Annotated in this window: 17 protein-coding genes; 6 read left to right on the forward strand and 11 right to left on the reverse strand. The window is 60.6% G+C overall.

Features of this window, described 5'->3' with window-relative positions; all coding sequences use genetic code 11:
* Positions 1-35: 35 nt before the first annotated feature.
* On the reverse strand, positions 36-1793 hold the full coding sequence (locus J3D60_RS03120; protein ID WP_065941231.1) for a phosphoethanolamine transferase CptA: 1758 nt from the start codon (positions 1791-1793) through the stop codon (positions 36-38).
* A gap of 160 nt (positions 1794-1953) precedes the next feature.
* Entirely contained in the window at positions 1954-2133 is a 180-nt protein-coding gene (locus tag J3D60_RS03125) for a DUF6026 family protein (RefSeq protein WP_256097793.1), read from the reverse strand.
* A gap of 226 nt (positions 2134-2359) precedes the next feature.
* On the opposite strand from J3D60_RS03125, the gene gnd reads away from it, so the two are divergent.
* From gnd to J3D60_RS03140, 3 genes are read left to right on the forward strand one after another with little or no spacing between them, the layout of a single operon-like run.
* On the forward strand, positions 2360-3388 hold the full coding sequence (gene gnd / locus J3D60_RS03130; RefSeq protein ID WP_223841635.1) for a phosphogluconate dehydrogenase (NAD(+)-dependent, decarboxylating): 1029 nt from the start codon (positions 2360-2362) through the stop codon (positions 3386-3388).
* Entirely contained in the window at positions 3385-4908 is a 1524-nt protein-coding gene (gene zwf, locus J3D60_RS03135) for a glucose-6-phosphate dehydrogenase (protein WP_253489621.1), read from the forward strand. The genes gnd and zwf overlap by 4 nt, the downstream gene beginning before the upstream one ends.
* On the forward strand, positions 4905-5729 hold the full coding sequence (locus J3D60_RS03140) for an HAD family hydrolase (RefSeq protein WP_253489623.1): 825 nt from the start codon (positions 4905-4907) through the stop codon (positions 5727-5729). Before zwf ends, J3D60_RS03140 begins: the two co-directional genes overlap by 4 nt.
* A gap of 65 nt (positions 5730-5794) precedes the next feature.
* Here J3D60_RS03140 and J3D60_RS03145 read toward each other — a convergent pair whose 3' ends face one another.
* On the reverse strand, positions 5795-6055 hold the full coding sequence (locus tag J3D60_RS03145) for a hypothetical protein (protein ID WP_032887053.1): 261 nt from the start codon (positions 6053-6055) through the stop codon (positions 5795-5797).
* A gap of 343 nt (positions 6056-6398) precedes the next feature.
* Between J3D60_RS03145 and J3D60_RS03150 the strand changes: the two genes are divergently transcribed.
* Positions 6399-7724 carry a sigma-54 dependent transcriptional regulator gene (locus tag J3D60_RS03150; RefSeq protein ID WP_115486227.1) on the forward strand — a complete coding sequence of 442 codons (1326 nt, stop codon included), beginning with the start codon at positions 6399-6401 and terminating at the stop codon, positions 7722-7724.
* Between the two features lie 81 nt (positions 7725-7805).
* Here J3D60_RS03150 and J3D60_RS03155 read toward each other — a convergent pair whose 3' ends face one another.
* The 7 genes from J3D60_RS03155 to J3D60_RS03185 form a co-directional block, all read right to left on the reverse strand.
* The gene (locus J3D60_RS03155) at positions 7806-9110 is read right to left on the reverse strand and encodes a hypothetical protein (RefSeq protein ID WP_065941235.1); all 1305 of its coding nucleotides are present in this window, start codon (positions 9108-9110) and stop codon (positions 7806-7808) included.
* Positions 9111-9159: 49 nt separating this feature from the next.
* Positions 9160-9903, reverse strand: coding sequence for a hypothetical protein (locus J3D60_RS03160; protein ID WP_141157538.1), 744 nt, complete (start codon positions 9901-9903; stop codon positions 9160-9162).
* A gap of 38 nt (positions 9904-9941) precedes the next feature.
* On the reverse strand, positions 9942-10622 hold the full coding sequence (locus J3D60_RS03165) for a C39 family peptidase (protein WP_253489627.1): 681 nt from the start codon (positions 10620-10622) through the stop codon (positions 9942-9944).
* A gap of 61 nt (positions 10623-10683) precedes the next feature.
* Positions 10684-11427: a hypothetical protein gene (locus J3D60_RS03170; protein WP_065941238.1), complete on the reverse strand. Its 744-nt coding sequence runs from the start codon at positions 11425-11427 to the stop codon at positions 10684-10686.
* Between the two features lie 67 nt (positions 11428-11494).
* A complete protein-coding gene (locus J3D60_RS03175; protein ID WP_092488639.1) occupies positions 11495-12046 on the reverse strand; it encodes an adhesin in 552 nt (183 codons plus the stop codon).
* Positions 12046-12495: a hypothetical protein gene (locus J3D60_RS03180; RefSeq protein ID WP_253489630.1), complete on the reverse strand. Its 450-nt coding sequence runs from the start codon at positions 12493-12495 to the stop codon at positions 12046-12048. Before J3D60_RS03180 ends, J3D60_RS03175 begins: the two co-directional genes overlap by 1 nt.
* Before the next feature lie 329 nt (positions 12496-12824).
* Entirely contained in the window at positions 12825-13820 is a 996-nt protein-coding gene (locus tag J3D60_RS03185) for a FecR family protein (protein WP_065941241.1), read from the reverse strand.
* A 142-nt stretch (positions 13821-13962) separates the two neighbouring features.
* Here J3D60_RS03185 and J3D60_RS03190 point away from each other — a divergent pair, with 142 nt between their 5' ends.
* A complete protein-coding gene (locus tag J3D60_RS03190; protein WP_027606443.1) occupies positions 13963-14232 on the forward strand; it encodes a PepSY domain-containing protein in 270 nt (89 codons plus the stop codon).
* A gap of 20 nt (positions 14233-14252) precedes the next feature.
* Here the strand turns inward: J3D60_RS03190 and J3D60_RS03195 are convergent, their stop codons facing one another.
* A complete protein-coding gene (locus J3D60_RS03195) occupies positions 14253-19412 on the reverse strand; it encodes a DUF6543 domain-containing protein (RefSeq protein ID WP_253489633.1) in 5160 nt (1719 codons plus the stop codon).
* Positions 19413-19592: 180 nt separating this feature from the next.
* On the opposite strand from J3D60_RS03195, the gene J3D60_RS03200 reads away from it, so the two are divergent.
* Positions 19593-20627, forward strand: coding sequence for an Ldh family oxidoreductase (locus J3D60_RS03200; RefSeq protein WP_253489636.1), 1035 nt, complete (start codon positions 19593-19595; stop codon positions 20625-20627).
* The last annotated feature ends 4 nt before the right edge of the window (positions 20628-20631 follow it).

Here is a 20631-nt window from a genome sequence, read left to right on the forward strand (position 1 = left end):
TTTAGGGCTAAACGAGAATGATTGTTATCTTTCTGTTACAAGGCCGGCGGTTCCTGCAGGACCACATCGGTCGGATTGGCCTTTTTCGGCTTGATCAGGCTGAAGTCGATCAACGCCTTCTGCTGGCGCATATAGGGGTTGCCGATCAGTTGCGGGCGGGGTTTGAAGCTGTCGCTCACCAGGCTTTTGCTGCGGTCGAGCTCGTTGAAACTGAGCCCGGCCAAGTCGGCCCAGGTGTGGATCAACTGCGAGCTGGTGTAAGGGCGTTGCAGGTCGCCGGCGAAACTCCAGTCGTGGGTTTCACGCCATTTCGGTGATGCGTAGGCCATGAACGGAATGGTGTACATCGGTGCCGTCGGCTTGCCTTCGTTACGCCCCAGAGTGGCGTGGCCGGCGGAATCGAACACGTCTTCGCCGTGGTCCGACAGGTACAGCAAAAAGCCGTTGGGATCGGTCTTGGCGTAGTCCTTGATCAGGCTCGACACCACGAAATCGTTGTACAGCACCGCATTGTCGTAGCTGTTGTAGGTGGGCAGTTGATCGTCACTGATCCCGGCAGGTACACCCTGGCGGTCGGTGAATTTGTCGAAGGTCGGCGGATAGCGGTACTGGTAGCTCATGTGGGTGCCGAGCAGGTGCACCACGATGAACTTGCGCTCGGCCGGGTCGGCCAGGGCCTTGGAGAATGGCGCCAATACATCGCCGTCGTATTGGCGGGCGTTCTGGTTGCGGTTGTTGTTCAGGTACACCTGCTCGTCGGCCTGTTCGGAAAAGGTCGTGAGCATGGTGTTGCGCTTGGTCATGGTCTGCTGGTTGGTAATCCAGTAGGTCTTGTACCCGGCCTGTTTCATCACGCTGACGATCGACGGTGTCTTGAGGTAAAGATCGGGGTTCTCCTCGTCGGCGAACGTCAGTACCTGTTGCAGGGCTTCGATGGTATAGGGGCGCGGGGTGATGACGTTGTCGAACACCGCCAGTTGATCGCGCAGCTTGTCCAGCTCCGGCGTGGTGTTGCGCGGATAACCGTAGAGACTCATGCGTTGACGGTTGGTGGACTCGCCGATCACCAGCACCAGGGTCGACGGCTGGCCGGCCATGGTGTCCTTGAGGTTGGTCAAGGGCGCGATCTGGCTGGCGCTGTCGAGCATGCCTTGCATGTTGTCCAGCTGTTCGGTGTAGCGGCGGTAGGCAACGATCATCTGCCAGGGCACGGCCGGTTCGATGCGCGATTCGAAGCGGTCGATGGCGTCGTCCAGGGTGTCGCTGCGGGCAATCTGCTTGACCAGCGGGTAACCGATGATCGCCACCAGGATTGCCGTTGCCGCCACCAGGGCCTGGCCGCGCGGCAAATACACCGGGCGTACCCGGGTCCACAGGAAAATAGCCACGGCGGTGTGGGCAATGAACGCCAGCACGATCCACCAGGCGAAGTATTGGGTGGCGTACTCGCCGGCTTCGGAGATGTTCGATTCGAACATGATGAAGATGACGCTTTGGGAAAATTCCTGCTGGTAGATGAAGAAATAACCCAGGCTGGCCATGGAACAGGCCCACAGCACCACGCCGATCAGGGCAGCAAGCAAGCGCGTACGGCGGGGGAACACCAGCAGGGGCGCGAGCCATATCGCACTCATGAAGAAGGCTTGGCGAAAACCACTGAAGCCTGAAGTGCCGCTGAGTTGGATCAGCAGTTGGGTAATGCCGGAGAAGTACCAGAAAAACACGAATAGCCAGGCAAGACCGGCCCAATCAAAGCCTTTCGCAGACGTGGTGCTGCGTTCGAACATCGCCATCCAGCGCTCCAACCCGGTAATTTTTCAGTCGACGCGCAGGGCTGCACGCAACAGAGGCCACCCTTGCATGGGATGGCCCTTGGGGGCGGGAGTATCGGGAAGGGCATGTGAAAACTTTGTGAGATTTATGTAGCCGTTATCTTACAAAGTGATGACGGGCTCAGCAGAGCGCGGGCTGCGCACCGGAAGGCTGGTCCAGCTGGGCCTGAATGATATGGGCACGCAGGCGCATGACCTCAAGCTGCAACTGATCGCGTTCGTCTTTCAACTGGCGCAATTCATCGCGACGGAGTGTGACGTAGAGGGTCTGTGGAGGACGGGTCATCTGTGCTGTGCTCATTGCTTGCCTCGCAAATAGCCGGTGTGTCGCGGTGTGCCAGAACGCTTGAGTCGAGGTTCTCGGCAACAGTCGGAAGCAATTCTGAATTCTTTTTCACCTCAATGGAACTTTTTTATTTTTGGTGGTCGTGTGACTTTCGGGGGCGTGATGGTGAAATGATGGCAACTTTTTCCCATGAAACTACACGGATCTGCCCTGGACTAACCCTCATTAGCCTCATTGCGCTATAAACTATGTCACACATTTATTCAGTAGTTGGGAGCATCAGCACATGCAACTGGGGATTATCGGACTAGGCCGCATGGGCGGGAATATTGCACGGCGCCTGATGCTCAATGGGCATACCACCGTTGTTTACGACCGTAACGAAGCATTTGTCAAAGGTTTGAGCGAAGAGGGCGCCACCGGCGTTGCCGACTTGAAGGCCCTGGTGGCCGGGCTGCAGAAACCGCGTGCTGTCTGGGTGATGTTGCCGGCAGGCGACCCCACCGAAAACACCATCAATGAACTCAGTGAGCTGCTGGAAGACGGTGACGTGATCATCGACGGCGGCAACACCAACTATAAGGATGACGTACGTCGCGGCAAGGCCCTGGCGCAAAAGGGCCTGCACTATGTCGATGTCGGTACCTCCGGCGGCGTCTGGGGCCTGGAGCGTGGCTACTGCATGATGATCGGCGGCGACACCGAGACGGTGCAGCGCCTCGACCCGATCTTCGCCAGCCTGGCACCGGGCCTGGGCAACATCCCGCGCACCAAGGACCGTTCCGCGTCGGCTGACAAGCGTGCCGAGCAGGGCTACATCCACGCCGGCCCGGCGGGCTCCGGGCATTTCGTCAAGATGATCCACAACGGCATCGAGTACGGGATGATGCAGGCGTTTGCCGAAGGTTTTGACATCCTTAAGACCAAGAACTCGGAAAACCTGCCCGAAGACCAGCGCTTCGACCTCAACGTTGCCGATATCGCCGAAGTCTGGCGCCGTGGCAGCGTGGTCTCGTCCTGGTTGCTGGACCTGACCGCCGACGCCCTGGCCACCGACCCCAAGCTGGACGGTTACTCCGGTTCCGTGGCCGACAGTGGCGAAGGCCGCTGGACCATCGAAGCCGCCATGGAGCAAGCCGTGCCGGTGCCGGTATTGTCCACGTCGTTATTCGCGCGGTTCCGCTCGCGCCAGCAGAGCACCTACGGTGACAAGATGCTGTCTGCCATGCGCTTTGGCTTTGGCGGCCACGTGGAGACTTCCAAAAAATGACCGCCAACGGCAAGAAACTCAAGGCCGAACCTGCTCCACCCACCACCCTGTTCCTGTTTGGCGCCCATGGCGACCTGGTCAAGCGCCTGCTCATGCCGGCGCTGTACAACCTCAGTCGTGATGGCTTGCTGGGCGATGGCCTGCGTATCGTTGGCGTTGATCACAACGCCATCAGCGATGCCGACTTCGCCAAGAAACTCGAGGACTTTATCCGCACCGAGGCCGCGAGCAAGGTCAAGGGCAATGGGGATAACGCCCTCGATCCGGCATTGTGGGCGCAACTGGCCAAAGGCATCAGCTACGTCGAGGGCGATTTCCTCGATGACAGCACCTACGCCGACATCGGCAAGAAGATCGCCGGCAGCGGCACCGGCAACGCGGTGTTCTACCTGGCCACCGCACCACGCTTCTTCAGTGACGTGGTGCAGCGCCTGGGCAGTGCCGGCCTGTTGACGGAAACCGATGACAGTTTCCGGCGCGTGGTGATCGAGAAGCCCTTCGGCTCCGACCTGGCCACCGCCGAAGCGTTGAACGCCAGCCTGCTCAAGGTGATGAGCGAGAAGCAGATCTATCGCATCGACCATTACCTGGGTAAGGAAACGGTCCAGAACATCCTCATCAGCCGTTTCTCCAACGTGCTGTTCGAAGCGTTCTGGAACAACCATTACATCGACCACGTGCAAATCACCGCCGCCGAAACCGTCGGCGTGGAGACGCGAGGCAATTTCTTCGAAAAAACCGGCACCCTGCGCGATATGGTGCCCAACCACCTGTTCCAGCTGCTGGCGATGGTGGCCATGGAGCCCCCGGCTGCCTTTGGTGCTGATGCGGTGCGCGGTGAAAAGGCCAAGGTCATCGGTGCGGTACGCCCGTGGTCCCTGGAAGACGCGCGGGCCAACTCGGTGCGCGGGCAATATACCGCGGGCGAAATCGCCGGCAAGCCACTGTCCGGCTACCGCGAGGAAGCCAACGTCGCTCCCGACAGCAGCACCGAGACCTTCGTCGCCCTCAAGGTGATGATCGATAACTGGCGCTGGGTCGGCGTGCCGTTCTACCTGCGTACCGGCAAGCGCATGAGCGTGCGCGACACCGAGATCGTGATTTGCTTCAAGCCGGCGCCCTATGCGCAATTCCGTGACACCGAGGTGGACGAGATCAAGCCCACCTACTTGAAGATCCAGATCCAGCCCAACGAAGGCATGTGGTTTGACCTGCTGGCGAAAAAGCCCGGGCCGACCCTCGACATGGCCAACATCCAGCTGGGCTTTGCCTACAAGGACTTCTTCGAAATGCAACCGTCGACCGGGTACGAAACCCTGATCTACGACTGCATGACAGGCGACCAGACCTTGTTCCAGCGCGCCGACAACATCGAAAACGGCTGGCGTGCAGTGCAACCGTTCCTCGATGCGTGGAAGGAGGACGACGGGATCCAGACCTACAAGGCCGGTGAAGACGGGCCTGCAGCGGCTGACGAATTGCTGGCGCGCGATGGCCGCACCTGGCACTCGCTCGGATGAGTGATGCAGCGATTCATCCCATCCGTTTTATCCTCAGCGACGTGGACGGCACCTTGCTGCATCCGGATCACAGCCTGAGCCAGCGCACCGCCGATGCGGTGAGCGCCCTGCGCGCGGCCGGGGTGTTTTTCAGCCTGGCCAGTGGGCGACCACCCAAGGCCATGCTGCACCTGATCGAGACATTCGGGATCGATGTGCCGGTCGCAGGCTTCAACGGTGGCACCTTGATCAACCCGGATGGCAGCATCCTGGTTGCCCACCATCTGCCGGCGGAGGCGGCGCTGGTGACCTTGGCGCTGTTCTCGGCCGAGCCGGATGTGGAAGTGTGGGTGTTTGCCGACGGTGACTGGCTGCGCCGTGGTCCGCCAGGGCCGGTGGAACCGCGCGAAGTCCATGGCCTGGGGTACGGGCCGGTAGTGGTGGAGAGTTTCGAGCCCTACCTGGAGCGTATCGATAAGATCGTCGCCGCGAGCAACAACACCCCATTGCTGGTGACGTTGGAAGCGCAATTGCAGCCCAAGGTCCAGGGCTTGGCCCAGGTGTCGCGTTCGCAGCCGATTTATTTGGATGTGACGGCCATGCTGGCCAACAAGGGCGAGGCGTTGAAGACGCTGGCGGCGCACCTTGGGGTGCCGCTGGAGCAGACGGCGGCCATCGGGGATGGGGGCAATGACCCGGCGATGTTTCAAGTGGCGGGGTTGTCGATTGCCATGGGGCAGGCGGAAGAAGCCGTCAAGCGCCAGGCCAGCGTGGTCACCGGCAGCAATGTCGAGGAGGGCGCTGCGGAAGCAATCGAACGGTTTATTCTCGCGGCGCGATAAGCGTCTTAAGTTCGATTGTGCAACTTGCGACCACTGTTTTGCAGTGATCGCAAGTTAGCCGCGATTTACTTCGGCATGGCCCAGGACTGCAACTGGTAGCCATCTTTGTCGAGCTCGGCGCGGGCTTGCAACAGCAAGTCTTCCAATTGCGCCGGGTCGCTATAGGTGTTCGACGACAATTGTTTGCTGCCGATACGGGTATTGGTGCGGTCGATGACACTCAGGCTCAGGGCGCCGTTGCCGTCGTGCCAGGCCACGCATTGAAAGGGCTGGAAAGCACGGTCTGCGATCAAAAGAGCTTCGTTGATGCGGAGCGGGGCGTTCATGTGGGTCTCTCTCTAAATGCCCATTCAAGTGATTGCCGGCGGTTGGGCTGACCGTGCGGCGGGTTACTTGTACTGATGCGCGATGACGGGGTGCGGGTCACATGTTAGAGCAACAAATTTCAACTTTTCCTGATTGATGTCATGTAAGCGGCTGTTTTGAAAGCTGAATGAAAGTTTCAGCGCGGCGCAACTTTTCAGCTCAATGCATTGTTTGATGGCTTTTTACCCGCTGTTATAGCGAAATGGTACAAGGCCTGCGTCAAGATCTTGCTAGTGTTAGCGCTGGTCGTCACAACACATTGTTTCTAAATAACTTTAACAATTTTGACGCCAAGGAATAGTCATGGTTGTTACACCCGTGCAGCGCCGCTTACTCGTGGTTGACCCCTGTGACGACTGCCATGGCTTATTACCCGGTTTGCGCACGGCAGGCTGGGAGGTCGACAGCTGTGCCCTGGAGGCGGTAGGTGACCGATCCTGTGATGTCGGTTTGCTGCGGCTGCAGCCTTACCATCTGGAGCGTCCGGAAGCGGTCAAGGAACTGATTGGCCGCAGCGGCACCGAATGGATTGCTGTGCTCAGCCAGGATGTACTGCGCTTGCAAAATGTCGGTGATTTTGTCTGCGAGTGGTTTTTCGACTTTCATACCTTGCCTTTCGACGTGTCTCGGGTCCAGGTCACCTTGGGCCGGGCGTTCGGCATGGCGCGCCTGCGTGGCAAGGGACACACTCCGGTCGATGAGCCCGAGCATGAGCTGCTCGGTGACAGCCGCCCGATTCGCGAATTGCGCAAGTTGTTGTCCAAGCTGGCGCCCACGGAGTCCCCGGTGCTGATCCGTGGCGACAGCGGCACCGGCAAGGAGCTGGTGGCCAAGACCCTGCACCGCCAATCCCAGCGCCATGCCAGGCCCTTTGTCGCGATCAACTGCGGCGCCATTCCCGAACACCTGATCCAATCCGAGCTGTTTGGCCATGAGAAGGGCGCGTTTACCGGTGCCCATCAGCGCAAGGTCGGGCGCATCGAAGCGGCCCATGGCGGCACCCTGTTCCTCGATGAAATCGGCGATTTGCCCATGGAACTGCAAGCCAACCTGCTGCGCTTTCTCCAGGAAAAGCAGGTCGAGCGGGTCGGCGGCAGCCAGCCGATTCCGGTGGACGTGCGGGTGTTGGCGGCCACCCACGTCGACCTTGAAGCGGCCGTCGCCAAGGGCGCTTTCCGCGAAGACTTGTACTACCGGCTCAATGTGCTGCAGGTGGTCACTGCGCCCTTGCGCGAGCGCCATGGTGATGTGGCGATGCTGGCCAACCACTTTTCACGCTTCTACAGCCAGGAAACCGGCCGCCGCCCCCGCAGCTTCAGCGATGACGCCCTGGTGGCCATGGGGCAACACCCGTGGCCGGGCAATGTGCGCGAACTGGCCAACCGCGTGCGCCGCGGCCTGGTACTCGCCGAAGGGCGCCAGATCGAGGCCGCCGATCTGGGATTGCTGGGCGAACAGGCAATTTCGCCACCCATGGCTACACTGGAAGACTATAAGCACCGTGCTGAACGCCAGGCGCTGTGCGATGTGCTCAACCGGCACAGCGACAACCTGAGTGTCGCGGCCCGTGTGCTGGGGATTTCCCGGCCGACGTTCTACCGGTTGCTGCACAAACACCAGATCCGCTAGGGCGGGTAAACCGAAAAGCCCCGCAACGACCCTTATCGTTGCGGGGCTTTTCCTTGTGCGCCGGATTCTGTAGCGGTCGGGTTAGAAGTAATACGGGAATTTCAGGCTGAACGTGAAGTCCGGCGCATCGTCTGTCATGCCGATTGCCAGGTTCGGCACGATGGTCAGGTTATCCGACGCGGCAATGGTCATCCCCACGTTGAAATAACCGGCGTTGGCATCGCTGGAAACCACCGATTGCCAGTCGCCGCCGTTGGGTTTGAGCCTGCTCTTGCGCTGCACCAGGTCGGACACCGAGAACGACATGCTCATTTTCTCGTTGAGGGCAAAGGCCACGCCGACCCCGAACTGGAAGCTGTCGCCCAGGCTGACCTTGCCGCCGACCTTCTGGTTGACGTCACTGCTGATGTCATCGAAGGATTCTTCGAAGTTATGGGTGTAGGACAGCGAGCCAAACAACACGGCAGGATCGAAGGTCTTGACCAGGGAAATGCCCGGCGTGATCGACCACACGCCATTGCCCGTAGGCAGGCTTTCCGGCACGAACAGGTTGTCATTGCCGGGTGTATTGATCAGCTTGATACCAAACGGTTCTTTGCCGGTGGGCGCCTTGACCCGCACCGACACCACGGCATCCGGCAGGGTGGGGGTTTCGTCGAGGAACTTGTAGGCCACGCCGAAGTTGACGTCGCCGATGGTCGGGTCGCGGGTGACCGACTGTTCCGATGTGGCGGTGCCGTTGTTGCCGGCACCGGCAGACTGGTAAGTCGACTCGCGGTACACCACCGGCACGTTCACGTCGAACTGCCAACGGTTATCGACGTTGTAGCGCCCGGTCAGGTCCAGGGTCCAGTTATCGGACTTGATCCGGTCCAGGTTGATGTTGCCGAGGAAAATCGAGTCCAGCGCCAGGAAGCCGTTGAGGGTCAGCTGACGGGCGTCGTAACGGGCATAGGTAACGCCGGTTTCGAAGCTGAACTTGCCGTTGCCGAAAAAGCCGCTGGCTTCGTTATAGAGGTTACTGACGCTTTGTGCCGGGGCCGAATCATCCTTGAGAGACTGGCCGTAGGAACTGCCGCCGCCCCCCGCACCACCGGAAGCCGCCGCGGCCCCCGTGCCCGCGACAGTGGTGCCGTTGGCTTTCTGAAAGTCTGCCGGCGACTTGGCCAGGCGTTTGGGGGCCGGGGTGGCCGGTTGGTCTTCGACCTGACGCACGCGCTGCTCCAGCACGGCCAGCGCTTTTTGCTGCACTTCGTACCGCTGCTTGAGTTCCAGAAGTTCCTGTTTGAGGGTTTCGATGTCGCTATCTGGCGCTGCATACAGAACGGATGCGGGCAAGAGCGTACTTAAACAGATCACAGCACGGAGCGATAACGATCGATGCATGAAATAAGCCGTCCTTTTCTAATGCGTAAGTGTCGACGGTCAGCGTAGTTCAATAACCGAGCGTGCGTAGGGCTTTGAGTTGATCCAGATTGCAGTTCAATGCACCGTTGTTCAAACCGTTATTGTTCATCACGACGTTAAGTTGGGTCATGTTGTTGACGAAGTTAGTGTTGCCGGTCAGCACCGTGCCTTGCAGCACATTCCCGCCGCCGATCTGCTGCAGGCTGTTGCCCTGGTTGTGATTGGCCTGGATCGCCATCTGCAAGCCGCCGTTGTTGGCCGACACGCTCACGCGGCCTGCCGCGCTGTCACCGGTAACGGTGCCGCCGGCCACCAGTACTTGCCCTGATTGCACGATGTTGGAGGGCGCAAAGCCGTTCTCGACGGTGATGCCTACATTGTTGTAGGCGGTGTTGCCATCGCCGGCGGTGCGCACACTTTGTGTCACACCCTGGCCGCTGCCCAGGCCTGCCCCGCCGGTAACCGTGCCGGTGCCGGTATTCGGGTTCGTGCCGTTGCCGGTCGAGCCGGTGGTTTGTACATAGAATTGCGGGGTGATGGTCGACGAATCGATCTGCATGCTGGCCTTGCCGGTGATGCTGTCACCCACGGCGTTGGTCCAGGTGCTGCTCATGACAATGCCGAAGCTGATGATCCGCCCCGGCATTACGTAACGACCGCGCAGGTCGGCCATTTCCGAATCCTTGAGTTCGATGGGTTTGAACCCCGACGAAGCATAAGCGGGCATTGAGGCTGCCAGACACAAGACCGTCAGCCAACGGGAAGTGTTCATCTTTTGCTCCTGGAGCGTCCTGCCCCTTATTGCGCTTCTTAGAAGAAGTCGCTCTGGATAAAACCGAAATCCATCAGCTCGGCATCGCCTACGGGCCTGAACTCATTCATCTGGCTCTTGGCGGTCAGCGGTGTGGGCGGGTCGAGCAGGGCATTGGCCTTGTCGTAACCTTCACCCAGCACGGCGAACACGATGCCGTTCCAGCCCTTGACGAAGTCATCATGGGAATAGCGCTTATGGCCCAGTACCGGGTCGCCGATATAGACCCAGTCCTTGTCGGCCCGCTGCATCACCACGAAGTGCTTGTAGCCACGAATTTCCAGCAGGACCACCACGGGGATCTTTACGGTGACCAGTGTTTCTGGCGCGATTTTGTAGCCCCGGGCACGCATGCCGATGCTTTCGAGGTAGCGCTTCATGTCCAGCATGGAAAAGCCCTGGGTACGCACCAGGTCCTGGTCGGCATTGACCAGCATGCCTTTGATGACGTGATCTTCGTCTACGTCCAGCCAATAACCCTGGCGCAGAATGGTAGCGAGTGCCGCAGCACCGCAGCTGAAATCGGTTTTCTGTTCCACCAGGTTAGCGAACCGGCGCTCACGAATACTCTCGACCTTCTTGTAGATCACTGCACCGCCAGGCAGGGCGGAGATCGCCATGTTGCCTGCCCAGGTCGGGCCGGTGAGCAGCATCAGGAGGGTGAGGGTCGCGAGGCGCATGATCGTGTGACCTGCTGGACACTGGAATAAAAAAGGGCCTTGTTGCCAAGGCCCCGTTGGATCAGAAGCGCACGCCGCTGGCGCAGACGCTGCAACCTTGACCGATCGACAGGCTGTTGCTGCCTTGGTTGCCCGAGCCGGATTGCAGGTTCACACCCACGTTGCCGGAGTTGCGGTTAACCGAGTTGTCGAGGCTGGAGTTGTTCGACACGTATTGTGGTTTGCCGCCATGGTGGCCATACCCGGTAGCCGCGGCGTTGAGGTAGTTGTTGGCGAGCGAGTTTTGCTCGGTGTTGGCGGCCGCTGCGATGTTTTTGCCATCAGCGGTGGTGATTGCCAGGTTGTTTTTACCCTGGTTGCCTTGACCGGCCTGGCCGTTGTAACCCAGGTTGCCGGAGTTGCCGTTAGCCGAGTTATCCAACGAGGCGTTGTTCTGGGTGCCTTTGTTGACGAAGTTGTTCAGCCCGCTGTTTTGATTGACATCGACGACAGCGAATACCGTTGCAAAGTCACCTTTGGCACTGGAGATGGCGCCGGAGTTGTCGGCCTGGTTACCGCTGCCCGCCTGTACGTTGACCCCGGTGTTACCGCTGTTGCTGGTGACCGAGCCGTCGGCAGAGGCGTTGTTTTCGGTTTTGGTGTCATCGAATTTGTTGCCCACGCTGTTCTGCACATCGGTCACCACAGAGGCAACCACACCGGTGGGTTGAGGTGCAGGGTGCCAGCCACCACCTGCTTGAGCAGCAGCAGCCATGAGTGCGGCCAGAGCGAAAACCAGTGGTTTCAGAGCCATTTGAGGTTTCATGGTGTTTCTCCTTGCTTCTAATTAGTTGGTTAAGTGTTGGTACGGTCTAACTAGTGCTACCAAGCGTTTACTTGATAGTAATGCCTAGGGTGTTAGCCACTCGGTTCCCCACCCCGGCACTCTGGTTCACCTGAATCACTCCTCGGCTGCCTGTGAAGGCCTGGTCGCTTGTAACGACAAGGCGGCTGCCAGTGGTGGGGGTGAGCCCTGAGTCGGTTGCCAGCGTCGTCGTGTTCTGTTGCAACAGGACGCTGTCATCGATGCTTTGCGGGCCAGGATTGATGCTGATCCGCACGGCGTTGATTGATTGGTTATTGGCCCCGGCCGACTGGTTGATGCCTAGTACACCGTTGCCGTTGGTAAATGAGCTGCCCTGGATCGCCGCCTTGGCGTTCAGGGACGGGTCGACACTGCCGTCGAGGCGCTGGATGTTGACGTTGGTGGCCTGGCCACCGAGCGCGATGGCGCGGCTGTTGGACATTTGCTGCTGGTTGCCGGCTGCCTGGTTGATCGACACGACACCTTGGTATTGTTGGCCGCTGTTGTGGATCACCGCCGTGTCGTCGGCGAATGCCGGGGCGCTGGCCAGCAGGGCGAGAACGAGCAGGGAACGATTCATCACTTGCCCCCCAGCATGCTGCCGATGTTGTTCAACGGCGCCATGCCGCGCTGGACCGAGTCGCTGATCTGCCCGCCCATGCTGCTGCCCGCACCGTGGCCCGCGGCGGAGCCGGCCCCCAGGGTGGACATGCTGTTCTGTGTGGCGTGCAGGCCGGTCAAGGTGCCGTTGGTCTGAACTGCGCGGACAATGCTTGAACCGCTGCTGATGCCGCCGATATCCATATCACTGAGCTCGCCGGTGGCACCGATGATGTCCCGGCTGGGGTTGGCGTTGGCGGTGGTGGGGTAGGGGTCTTTACCGAAGGCGGCGCGGCCGTACATATGAGCCTGCACGTTGCGCCCTGTCACAATCACACCATCCTCTCCAAAGCTGGGAACACTGATGCCGACGCTGAGTACACAGCTGATCAGCAGCACGTTCATCGAACCTTGAGTGAGTGTGACCATGGCGGCATTCCTTATTCGTCGCGCTGACCCTAAACAGCGCTGTAAGGGATAGAGCAGAAGCCGTGCCGCTTTTTATTTATTGTTGTTATTCAATAGGTTGGAGTTATTTGTGGGCAAAGTGATGTCAGTGCTGTTTCAGCGCTGAGACACCTGCTGCCCAGGTATACACACAGCGCCGTACCACAAACGATTCACCCCGCTGTATCAGCGCTGTAACACCGCGTATGACAAAACGATGAATCCGCACGGCACGGGCGGTCCAGAGGCGTCGAGTGTTTCAAAAATGGACACTTCAGGCGCAACGACGCCCGAGCCGGGGGGGGGCAAGCTCAGCCTTTGGGGGATTTACGCGGGATGGAATTGAGTACGGGGTTGCCATCCTGGTTCTGGGTCAGGTAGACCGGCAAAACCTTGGGCAAGGAGGGGATGAGGTTATTGACCTCGGTGATGTTGTAGATGCCGCCGATGCGAATTGTGCCGGTGTTGGCGTCTGCCAGCATCACCGGTTTGTTCAGGTAGCGGTTGATCAACGGCAACGCATCCACCAGCGCCAGGTTGTCGAGCACCAGCTTGCCCTGGCGCCAGGCCAGGGCACGGTCATTGGTGGTGATTGCCTGTACGCGCGGCGTTGCATCGCCCTGTTGGTAGCTGGCCTGCATGCCCGGCGTCAGGGGTACGCTGCCGTGAATCCGGTCGCTGGTAATCTGCACCGAGCCTTCGAGCAACATCACCCGCACCTGGTCTTCATACTTCCAGACGTTGAACTGGGTGCCCGTGACGCGCACCTGGCCTTCGCCTGCGTGCACGATAAACGGATGGGCGCTGTCATGGCTGACTTTGAAGAACGCCTCGCCCTTGTTCAACGTGACGCGGCGCTGATCCTTGTAGTTGCTGTAGACCAGCTCGGTGCCCAGGTTGAGTTCCACCTCGCTGCCGTCGCCCAGGGTGACCTGGCGTAAGCCATTGGCGGCCTGGAAGCGCTCATAGGAACTCGGCAGCCAGCCGGCTTCCCAGCCAGTGAAGGCGGCCAGGGGCAAGGCGACCAGGCAGATCGCGGCCGCTACCGCGTAGGTGCGCAGCCGGCTGCGTGGCTTGAACGGCACCACCACCGACGGGATTTCGTGGCGGGGCAGGTGGTCGGCGACGTCCCAGATTTCCAGCATGGCCGCGTATTCAAAGGCGTGCAGTGGATGGGAGTCATGCCATTGCGCAAAAGCCTGACGTTCATCCGCGGTGCAATCACTGGCGTGCAGGCGCATGCACCAATGCGCGGCAGCGTCGGTGATGGCGTCATATTCGGCTTCTGAAACGGACTTTTCGCTCATTAACTCATCCTGATTTCGCACATTCTAACCTCCCGAGGTGGACCGCGAGAACAGGCGTCATGGCGATTGCACATCAATTGGAACTTATTCTTATTTGCCAGGACCTAAAAAATTCAGGACATTCCCACAATGGAGTACGAATATGCTGAAGAAAACCTTAGCCGCCCTGTGTGCAACCACCGCGCTGCTCAGTGCTGGCGCCGCTATGGCCGATAAGCCCGGTGCGGGCTGGATCACCATCGAAAAGGCGATTGAAGTGGCCAAGACCAAGGCCGGCTACATCGAAGTCTACGCGGCCGAAGCCGATGACAACGGCTATTGGGAAGTTAAGGGCCGCAAGTCAGACGGCACCGTGTATGAAGCGCGCATCGATGGCGCTTCGGGCAATATCCTGCGTGACCAGAAAGACTGATAGACCCGCCGGGAGCCTGTTCAGGCTCCCGCATCCAGTTCCCGGCCGAGTTGGCTGATCATGTAGGTCACCGAGTCGGCATTCGCCAGAATGGTATCGATACGTTTATCGGCGTCGCTCATGAAGATGGCACGGGCATCACTGAGGGTGCGAGTGCCGGTGGTGCTCAGCACCTTGTCCTTGGCCGGTGTGGTCCCGCGATTGCTGCCGAAGTCTTCCCATGCCTGGGAAAAATCGTCCCAGGTCTTGAAAAGCAGGGCGGCGGGCGTGAGGGTGGACAAGGCGGTCTCGCGCAGGTCGGCCAGGTCGGTCTGCATCGGCCTGGCGCCGCGGATGCTGACATTGATCAGGTCGTGGAACGGCCGCATGCTGTCCAGGTAGGCCAGGTCTTCGGTCAAGGATTTGATGTGGGTGATTTCGTGAATCAGCACCGTTGCCCGTGCATGGGCAGAGAGGTTGAAGGGCGTGTTCAGACGGTTTTGGTAGATATCCATGTGCGGGTCGAAGAAGCGATCGAGCAAATAGATTTTCTGCTCTGTGTCATTGGGCAGCACGAAGGCAAACGTGTCGTGTGGGCTATAGCGATGGGTGCCGGCGACAAAACGCTGTGAGTCGGGACCGATCAGGGTGTGATTGGTCAATTCATCGAGCAGTTCGTCGACGCGTCGCTCGACTCTTTGCACTTGATCGGAGGTCAGCGTGACCACGCCGAATAACTCGCTGAAAAACCGCCCGGCGCGGCTGTTGGGGTCCAGGTGTGTGGCAAAGTGCAGGAGGTTGCGCTTGCAGTTGACCGCATAGTACGTCGCGACATTGAGCGCTTCATCGATGCATTGGGCTTTCCAACCGGACAGTGCGGCAATTTCCCGCATGCCCGCCGCTTCGATATTGATGGCATCGCGCTCGGCCGCCCGTGTTTGCACTCTGCCTGTGTAACGACTCAAGGTTTTTCCGTAGCGTGGATGATGTCGATCCAGGTCCAATGTCCAGCCGCCCTGGGCATGGTGTTGTACATAAGGGCCGTGCAATTCGCCGTTGCTCAGGCGCCAGCGTTGCCCGGCTTTTTTCACCGGGTAGACCTTGCCTGCCACCGCGACAAAATCGCGGGTGCCGGTCTCATCTCGATAGGGGCTGTTGGGTGAAACTTGCTTCAAATCAGCCAAGGCCACCCCATGGTTTTCAAACGCTTGCAGATGGGTACGCCCGGGAGCGGTCAGGTCCAGGTCGGCCAAAGTGCCTGGGGCAGGCGGCGCAGCCTGCAGCCATTGCTCCAGGTCGGCCGGCCTGACGGGTGAGGGCGGCGCAAAGGCCTTGTCCATGTCCCTGCGCAAGGAGGCCAGCTCGGCCACCCCGGCGGCAAAGGTCTTGAGCGCGTGTTGCCAGCGATGTTGCTGCAGGTCTTCAGCGGAGGCCTTGAACAATTCATAGCTGCGCCACACCACCAGCGGATAGGCGAGCTTGCCGGCGAGCAATTGCAGGCCCTTGGGGATTTCCTCGCTGAACAGGCTGGTGATCGCGTCCCATTGGGTGCTGCCCAATCGCTCGAACTGGCGGGCCAGCATCCGCAGCAGCATCTCGCTATTGTCATCGAACAACTGGTTCAGCAGGTTGCCGCCGATGGGCGATACGCCAAGACGAATCTCGGACAATCCCTGGCTCCAACGCTCTCCCAGCAAGTTGCGGTAAGTCGCTTGATGGGGCGCGTCCAGCTGCCCGACTATCCAATCCTGCAGTGCGCCCGGGGTGGTGAACTCATGGAGCAGCGCGGCTTCATCCGCGTATTCGCGCAATAGATGCCTGGGGCTGTAGGGCGCGTACAGGACCAGTGGGCCGCGGGCGCCGGCGGCCGGCCCGATCAGGTAGCAGCCCAGCGCCTTGACCCGCGCCGCGCCCTCGGTGGCGATCAACTCAAGCGGACGAACGATCGCGGTCGCACCACGCACGGCGGCCCGCGCCACCGCATCGGGCATGTCGAAGGCTTGCTGGATAAAGCGCCAGGCCGAGGCGGACAGCCGCTCATCGAGGGTTTGCCCATGGGCGTATTGCAGCAATTGCCAGGGCAATTGCCGGCAGAATAATCGACGACGTTCGCGGGCCTCTTCGGTCTGGCCCTTGAGAAGGGGGGAGAGCCGGGCCTGGTAGAGGCGTTTCAAATCCAGTTGGCGTACCAGTTGCACGATGGCATTGCCGTCCAACGCCGCCGGCAGCGGCGTGGCGGTAAGCGAACGTGGCCGTATGGCGTCGCCACTGAGTTCGGGCAAGTGCCGCAAGGCAAAGTCCGTGAGGGTCTGGGTGTTGCCTTTCAGGTCGATACGGCCGGGTATCAATACGTTATCCGGATTGACCACCTGCCCCGGAAAACGCGCGTTGAGCAGTTCTGCAAGCACACGCCGGGCTTCATTGCGCATCGGCGTGATGCTGTGCAGGTAGTCACGTGCGTCCGGTGCGCTGATGCGGTATTGCTCCAGCAGTTCGGCGTGGAGGATTTGCTCGTGGGGTGGCGCCATGCCCAGCCCTACCGGCAGCGCTTGCTGGCGGACCAGCGCGTGCGCGATGACGATGGCCCTGGGCAGGTTGCTCGGTGGCGGGCGACGGATCAGGTTGTCCATGCCGGTCTGGAAACGCGCGGCCTTCAGTCCCATCGAGAACACATGATCGATCTCGTCACGGGTGAAGTCGCTGTAGGTCTGTTGCCGGTTATGCAGCAGGTGATCGTCGATACGTTGCAGTGGGCCGAGCTGACAGGCCTGATGGGGCACGCGCTTGGAGACGCGCAGGTTTTCCATCAGGGGCAGTCGCCGCCGGGGATCCTGCAGGCGCTGCTCCAGGTCATCGCGCAGGGCCTTGATCGATGCAAAGGCTTCATAGCCGCCACGGGGCGTCCACAACAGCGCCATGCCCGAATGCACGTTGTCCAGGCCGCCACGTTCGGTCAATACAAAACAATTGGCCAGGGCGTGGGGTGTGGCATCCGAGCCGATGCGGACAGTCAGGCCGAACGCATCCGGGATAAAGCCGTTCAAGCCATGGCGGGTGAGGCGGGTCATGCTGTCGGCCTGGAGCGTGCTGTCCAGCAACGCCAGGCCGGCGGGCGACAGGCTCTTGTTCAGCGCCCGCAGTTGCGCTTCGCCGTTCAGGCCTTGCAGCATGCCCTGGCTCAGGTGTGCCTGGTTATTCTCCAGCAGCACATTCGGCAAGGTGCGCAGGTCATTGCGGGCAAACGTGCTTAAGACCTGGTCGATGATCGCGTTGAAGGTCGCGAGGGTCAGGTTGTTCAGTTTGTAGGCGGCACCGTCGCTGCGCTTGCCGTAGAACCAGGTGAGGTAGGACGCGCGCAGGGCATCGGCTTGCCTGGCCAGGCGGGCGATAAAGTGCTCGACCATGCTCGAAGACGCCTGGGGCAAGCGCTCTTCGCGCTCCTGGGCCTGGGTGGGGTAGGTATTGATGTAGACGTCTTCGGGCTGCAGGTCCAGGTTTCGTCTGCTCAACTCCACCTGCAGGGCATGGGCGGCCAGGGTGCGCAGAGTTGGAAGTTGGCTGCGCTCCCGTGCCATTGCCGCCTCGACCGCCTGCAGGCGTTGCAGGTGCAGCCTGGCTTTTTCTGCCTGGACGGTGGAGGGGCGGCCATTGCCACTGCTAATCGGATGGACGGACCAGCGCCCGTCGCTTTCCTGCTCCAGCAACCGAGTGTCGAGCATGCTGCGTATGTCCAGGGCGCTGTCGAGCAGGGCGGCCAGATCGACGTTGCCTGCGCTGCGTCGATAAAGCCCGAGCGCATGCTCAAGGTTGCCGAGCTGTTTGGCGACGATGTCTTCGACCGTTTCCTGGAACACATCGCCGGCGACAGGTGTTCCGGTCACCTGGATGTGATCCATGCCGACGAACACGCTGCGCTCATCCATGGACAGGAAATTGAGCAGTTCGTCTTCGTGCCCCGCGGTCTTGAGCATGGCCAGCAGGGTGTCGTTGAGGTCCTTGAGGTCGGCGAGTACCTGCAAGCCACGGGATTGGGTGTAGAGGTACGCGTGGGTAGTGCTGATCATCAGGGTGCTGGCCAGCTCGACGTAATGCTGAAAAGGCGCATGCACCCGCACTTTTTCGATGTTCAGCTGGCTGTCAACGGCTTTGCGCGCGGCCTGGTCCGGAAGGAATACCGTGCGCAGCCGCAGGCTTTCAGCGCTGCTGAGGATCGTTGCCTGGTGCTTGAACAACAGGTCGGCGCGAAACTTGTCAGCCATGACCCGGCTGAAGAAGCGCACGCGCGACTGGCCATCCTTGAAGTCTTCGTTCCAGTAGGTCTGCAGCAGGCTGTTCAATAACGTTGAAAGAATGCTGGCGGTTTGCTCGACCACGCTGTCCCAGCGCTGTTGCTCTTGGGCCAGTTGCTCGGCGCTGAAGGCGCGGGTGTCATGCCCGATGTTGAAATACGTGTGGGTCTGGTCCGTGGGCCAGGCCTGCTGCACGTAGAAGCGCAACAGCGCATCCCGCAACGGCTCGGAGGCGACCCAGTGCATGTCCTCGGCCATGGCCGCACGGCGGAAAAAGTTCACGCGGGTGTTGCTCTGGTTCACCCCTGGAAAATAGGTGCGGGCCATGATGCCGAGCAAGGTGTCGAGCATCTCGCGCAGGCTGGGGAGTTGGCGCAGCTCGGCGAGCATCGCCAGCACATTTTTCTGCTGGGCCGCGAGGATCACGCGTTCCTGGTCCTCCATCACTGCGCCCTGGATCACGGCGGTGGTGACTGTCAGTCGTGTGTCCGCCCCAAGCCCATCCCGCTCGTCGATCGACAGGAAACTCAGCAGGTCGGCGCGGTGCTGCGGTTGCGCCAGGCGGTCGCCGAGTGCATGGAGCAGCCCGGCGTGGCTCGCGAACAGCTCCAGGCCGCCATAGGGCGTATAGAGCACGGCCTTGGCCTCGTCAGGTGTCGGGCTCATCATGAAGGCGCCGGCCAATGGGATGGCAGGTTGGCCGGCGAGGCCCACCAGCAGCCTTTCCACCCGCATGGGATAGCCGTTTTCCGTCGGTGCCATGCGTATCGCGTCAGTGGCGTAATACAGCGTGTTCAGCCAATCAAGGTCCTTGACGGTGAACCCGAGCGCACGCTCCCGTTCCGTCGGCTCCTTGCGTCGGTCCGGGCGCAACAGCTCTTCGAAGAAATAGGGCGGGGTGACGTTTGCCATGCTGCACTCTCCATCTGTATGGCGCGTAGGAGGCTCCAAAGTAGGTGCAGGCATCACGTGGAGGGCGGTAGATAACTGGTGCAGATCGCAAGCGCCCGTTGACAGCAGGCACGGCAGGCGTTGTTTAATCATCGGCCTGGATTCTTGTTGTCTCTTCCAATTATAAAATCGGAGCTACAGATGCCTGCCCAGTCCCCGATAGTCGACAACGCCACAACCCTCATCGGTTTCAACGACCTGGTGAGGTTGCTGAGTGCGGTATTCGTGAAGCACGGCACCGCGCCGGAAGTGGCCGAAATCCTGGCGCGCAATTGCGCCAGTGCCGAGCGCGACGGCGCCCATAGCCACGGCATTTTCCGCATCCCCGGTTACCTCAGCACGTTGGCCAGTGGCTGGGTCAATGGCAAGGCGGTGCCGGTGGTCACCGACGTGGCGTCCGGCTTTGTACGGGTGGACGCCGGCAACGGATTTGCCCAGCCGGCCCTTGAAGCGGCGCGCGCGCTGCTGGTGGATAAGGCTCGCAGTGCCGGTATCGCACTGCTGGCGATCCACAATTCCCATCACTTCGCGGCCTTGTGGCCGGATGTCGAACCCTTCGCCGAGCAAGGATTGGTGGCGCTGAGCGTGGTCAACAGCATGACCTGCGTGGTGCCCCATGGCGCCGACCGGCCGCTGTTCGGCACCAACCCCATCGCCTTTGCCGCGCCGCGTGCCGACGGCTTGCCGATTGTGTTCGACCTGGCCACCAGCGCCATCGCCCACGGCGACGTGCAGATTGCCGCGCGCAAGGGTGAGCGCTTGCCGCCGGGCATGGGGGTCGACAGCCTCGGCCAGCCCACCACCGACCCCAAGGCTGTGCTGGAAGGTGGCGCGTTGTTGCCCTTTGGCGGGCACAAGGGCTCGGCGTTGTCGATGATGGTCGAATTGCTGGCGGCGGCCCTGACGGGGGGTAACTTCTCCTTCGAGTTCAACTGGGCCGATCACCCCGGCGCACGTACGCCCTGGACCGGGCAATTGCTGATTGTGATCGATCCGAGCAAAACCGCCGGGCAAAGCTTCGCCGAGCGCAGCCAGGAACTGGTGCGGCAGATGCATGCGGCGGGATTGCGGCGCTTGCCGGGGGATCGACGTCATCGCACGCGGGCGAAGTCGTTGGAGGAGGGTGTGGTGGTGGATCTGGAAGCGCTGAACCAACTGCGGGACTGGGCTACGTAGCAGT

It is taken from the genome of Pseudomonas sp. S3E17, assembly GCF_024168685.1.
Classification (GTDB): domain Bacteria; phylum Pseudomonadota; class Gammaproteobacteria; order Pseudomonadales; family Pseudomonadaceae; genus Aquipseudomonas; species Aquipseudomonas marginalis.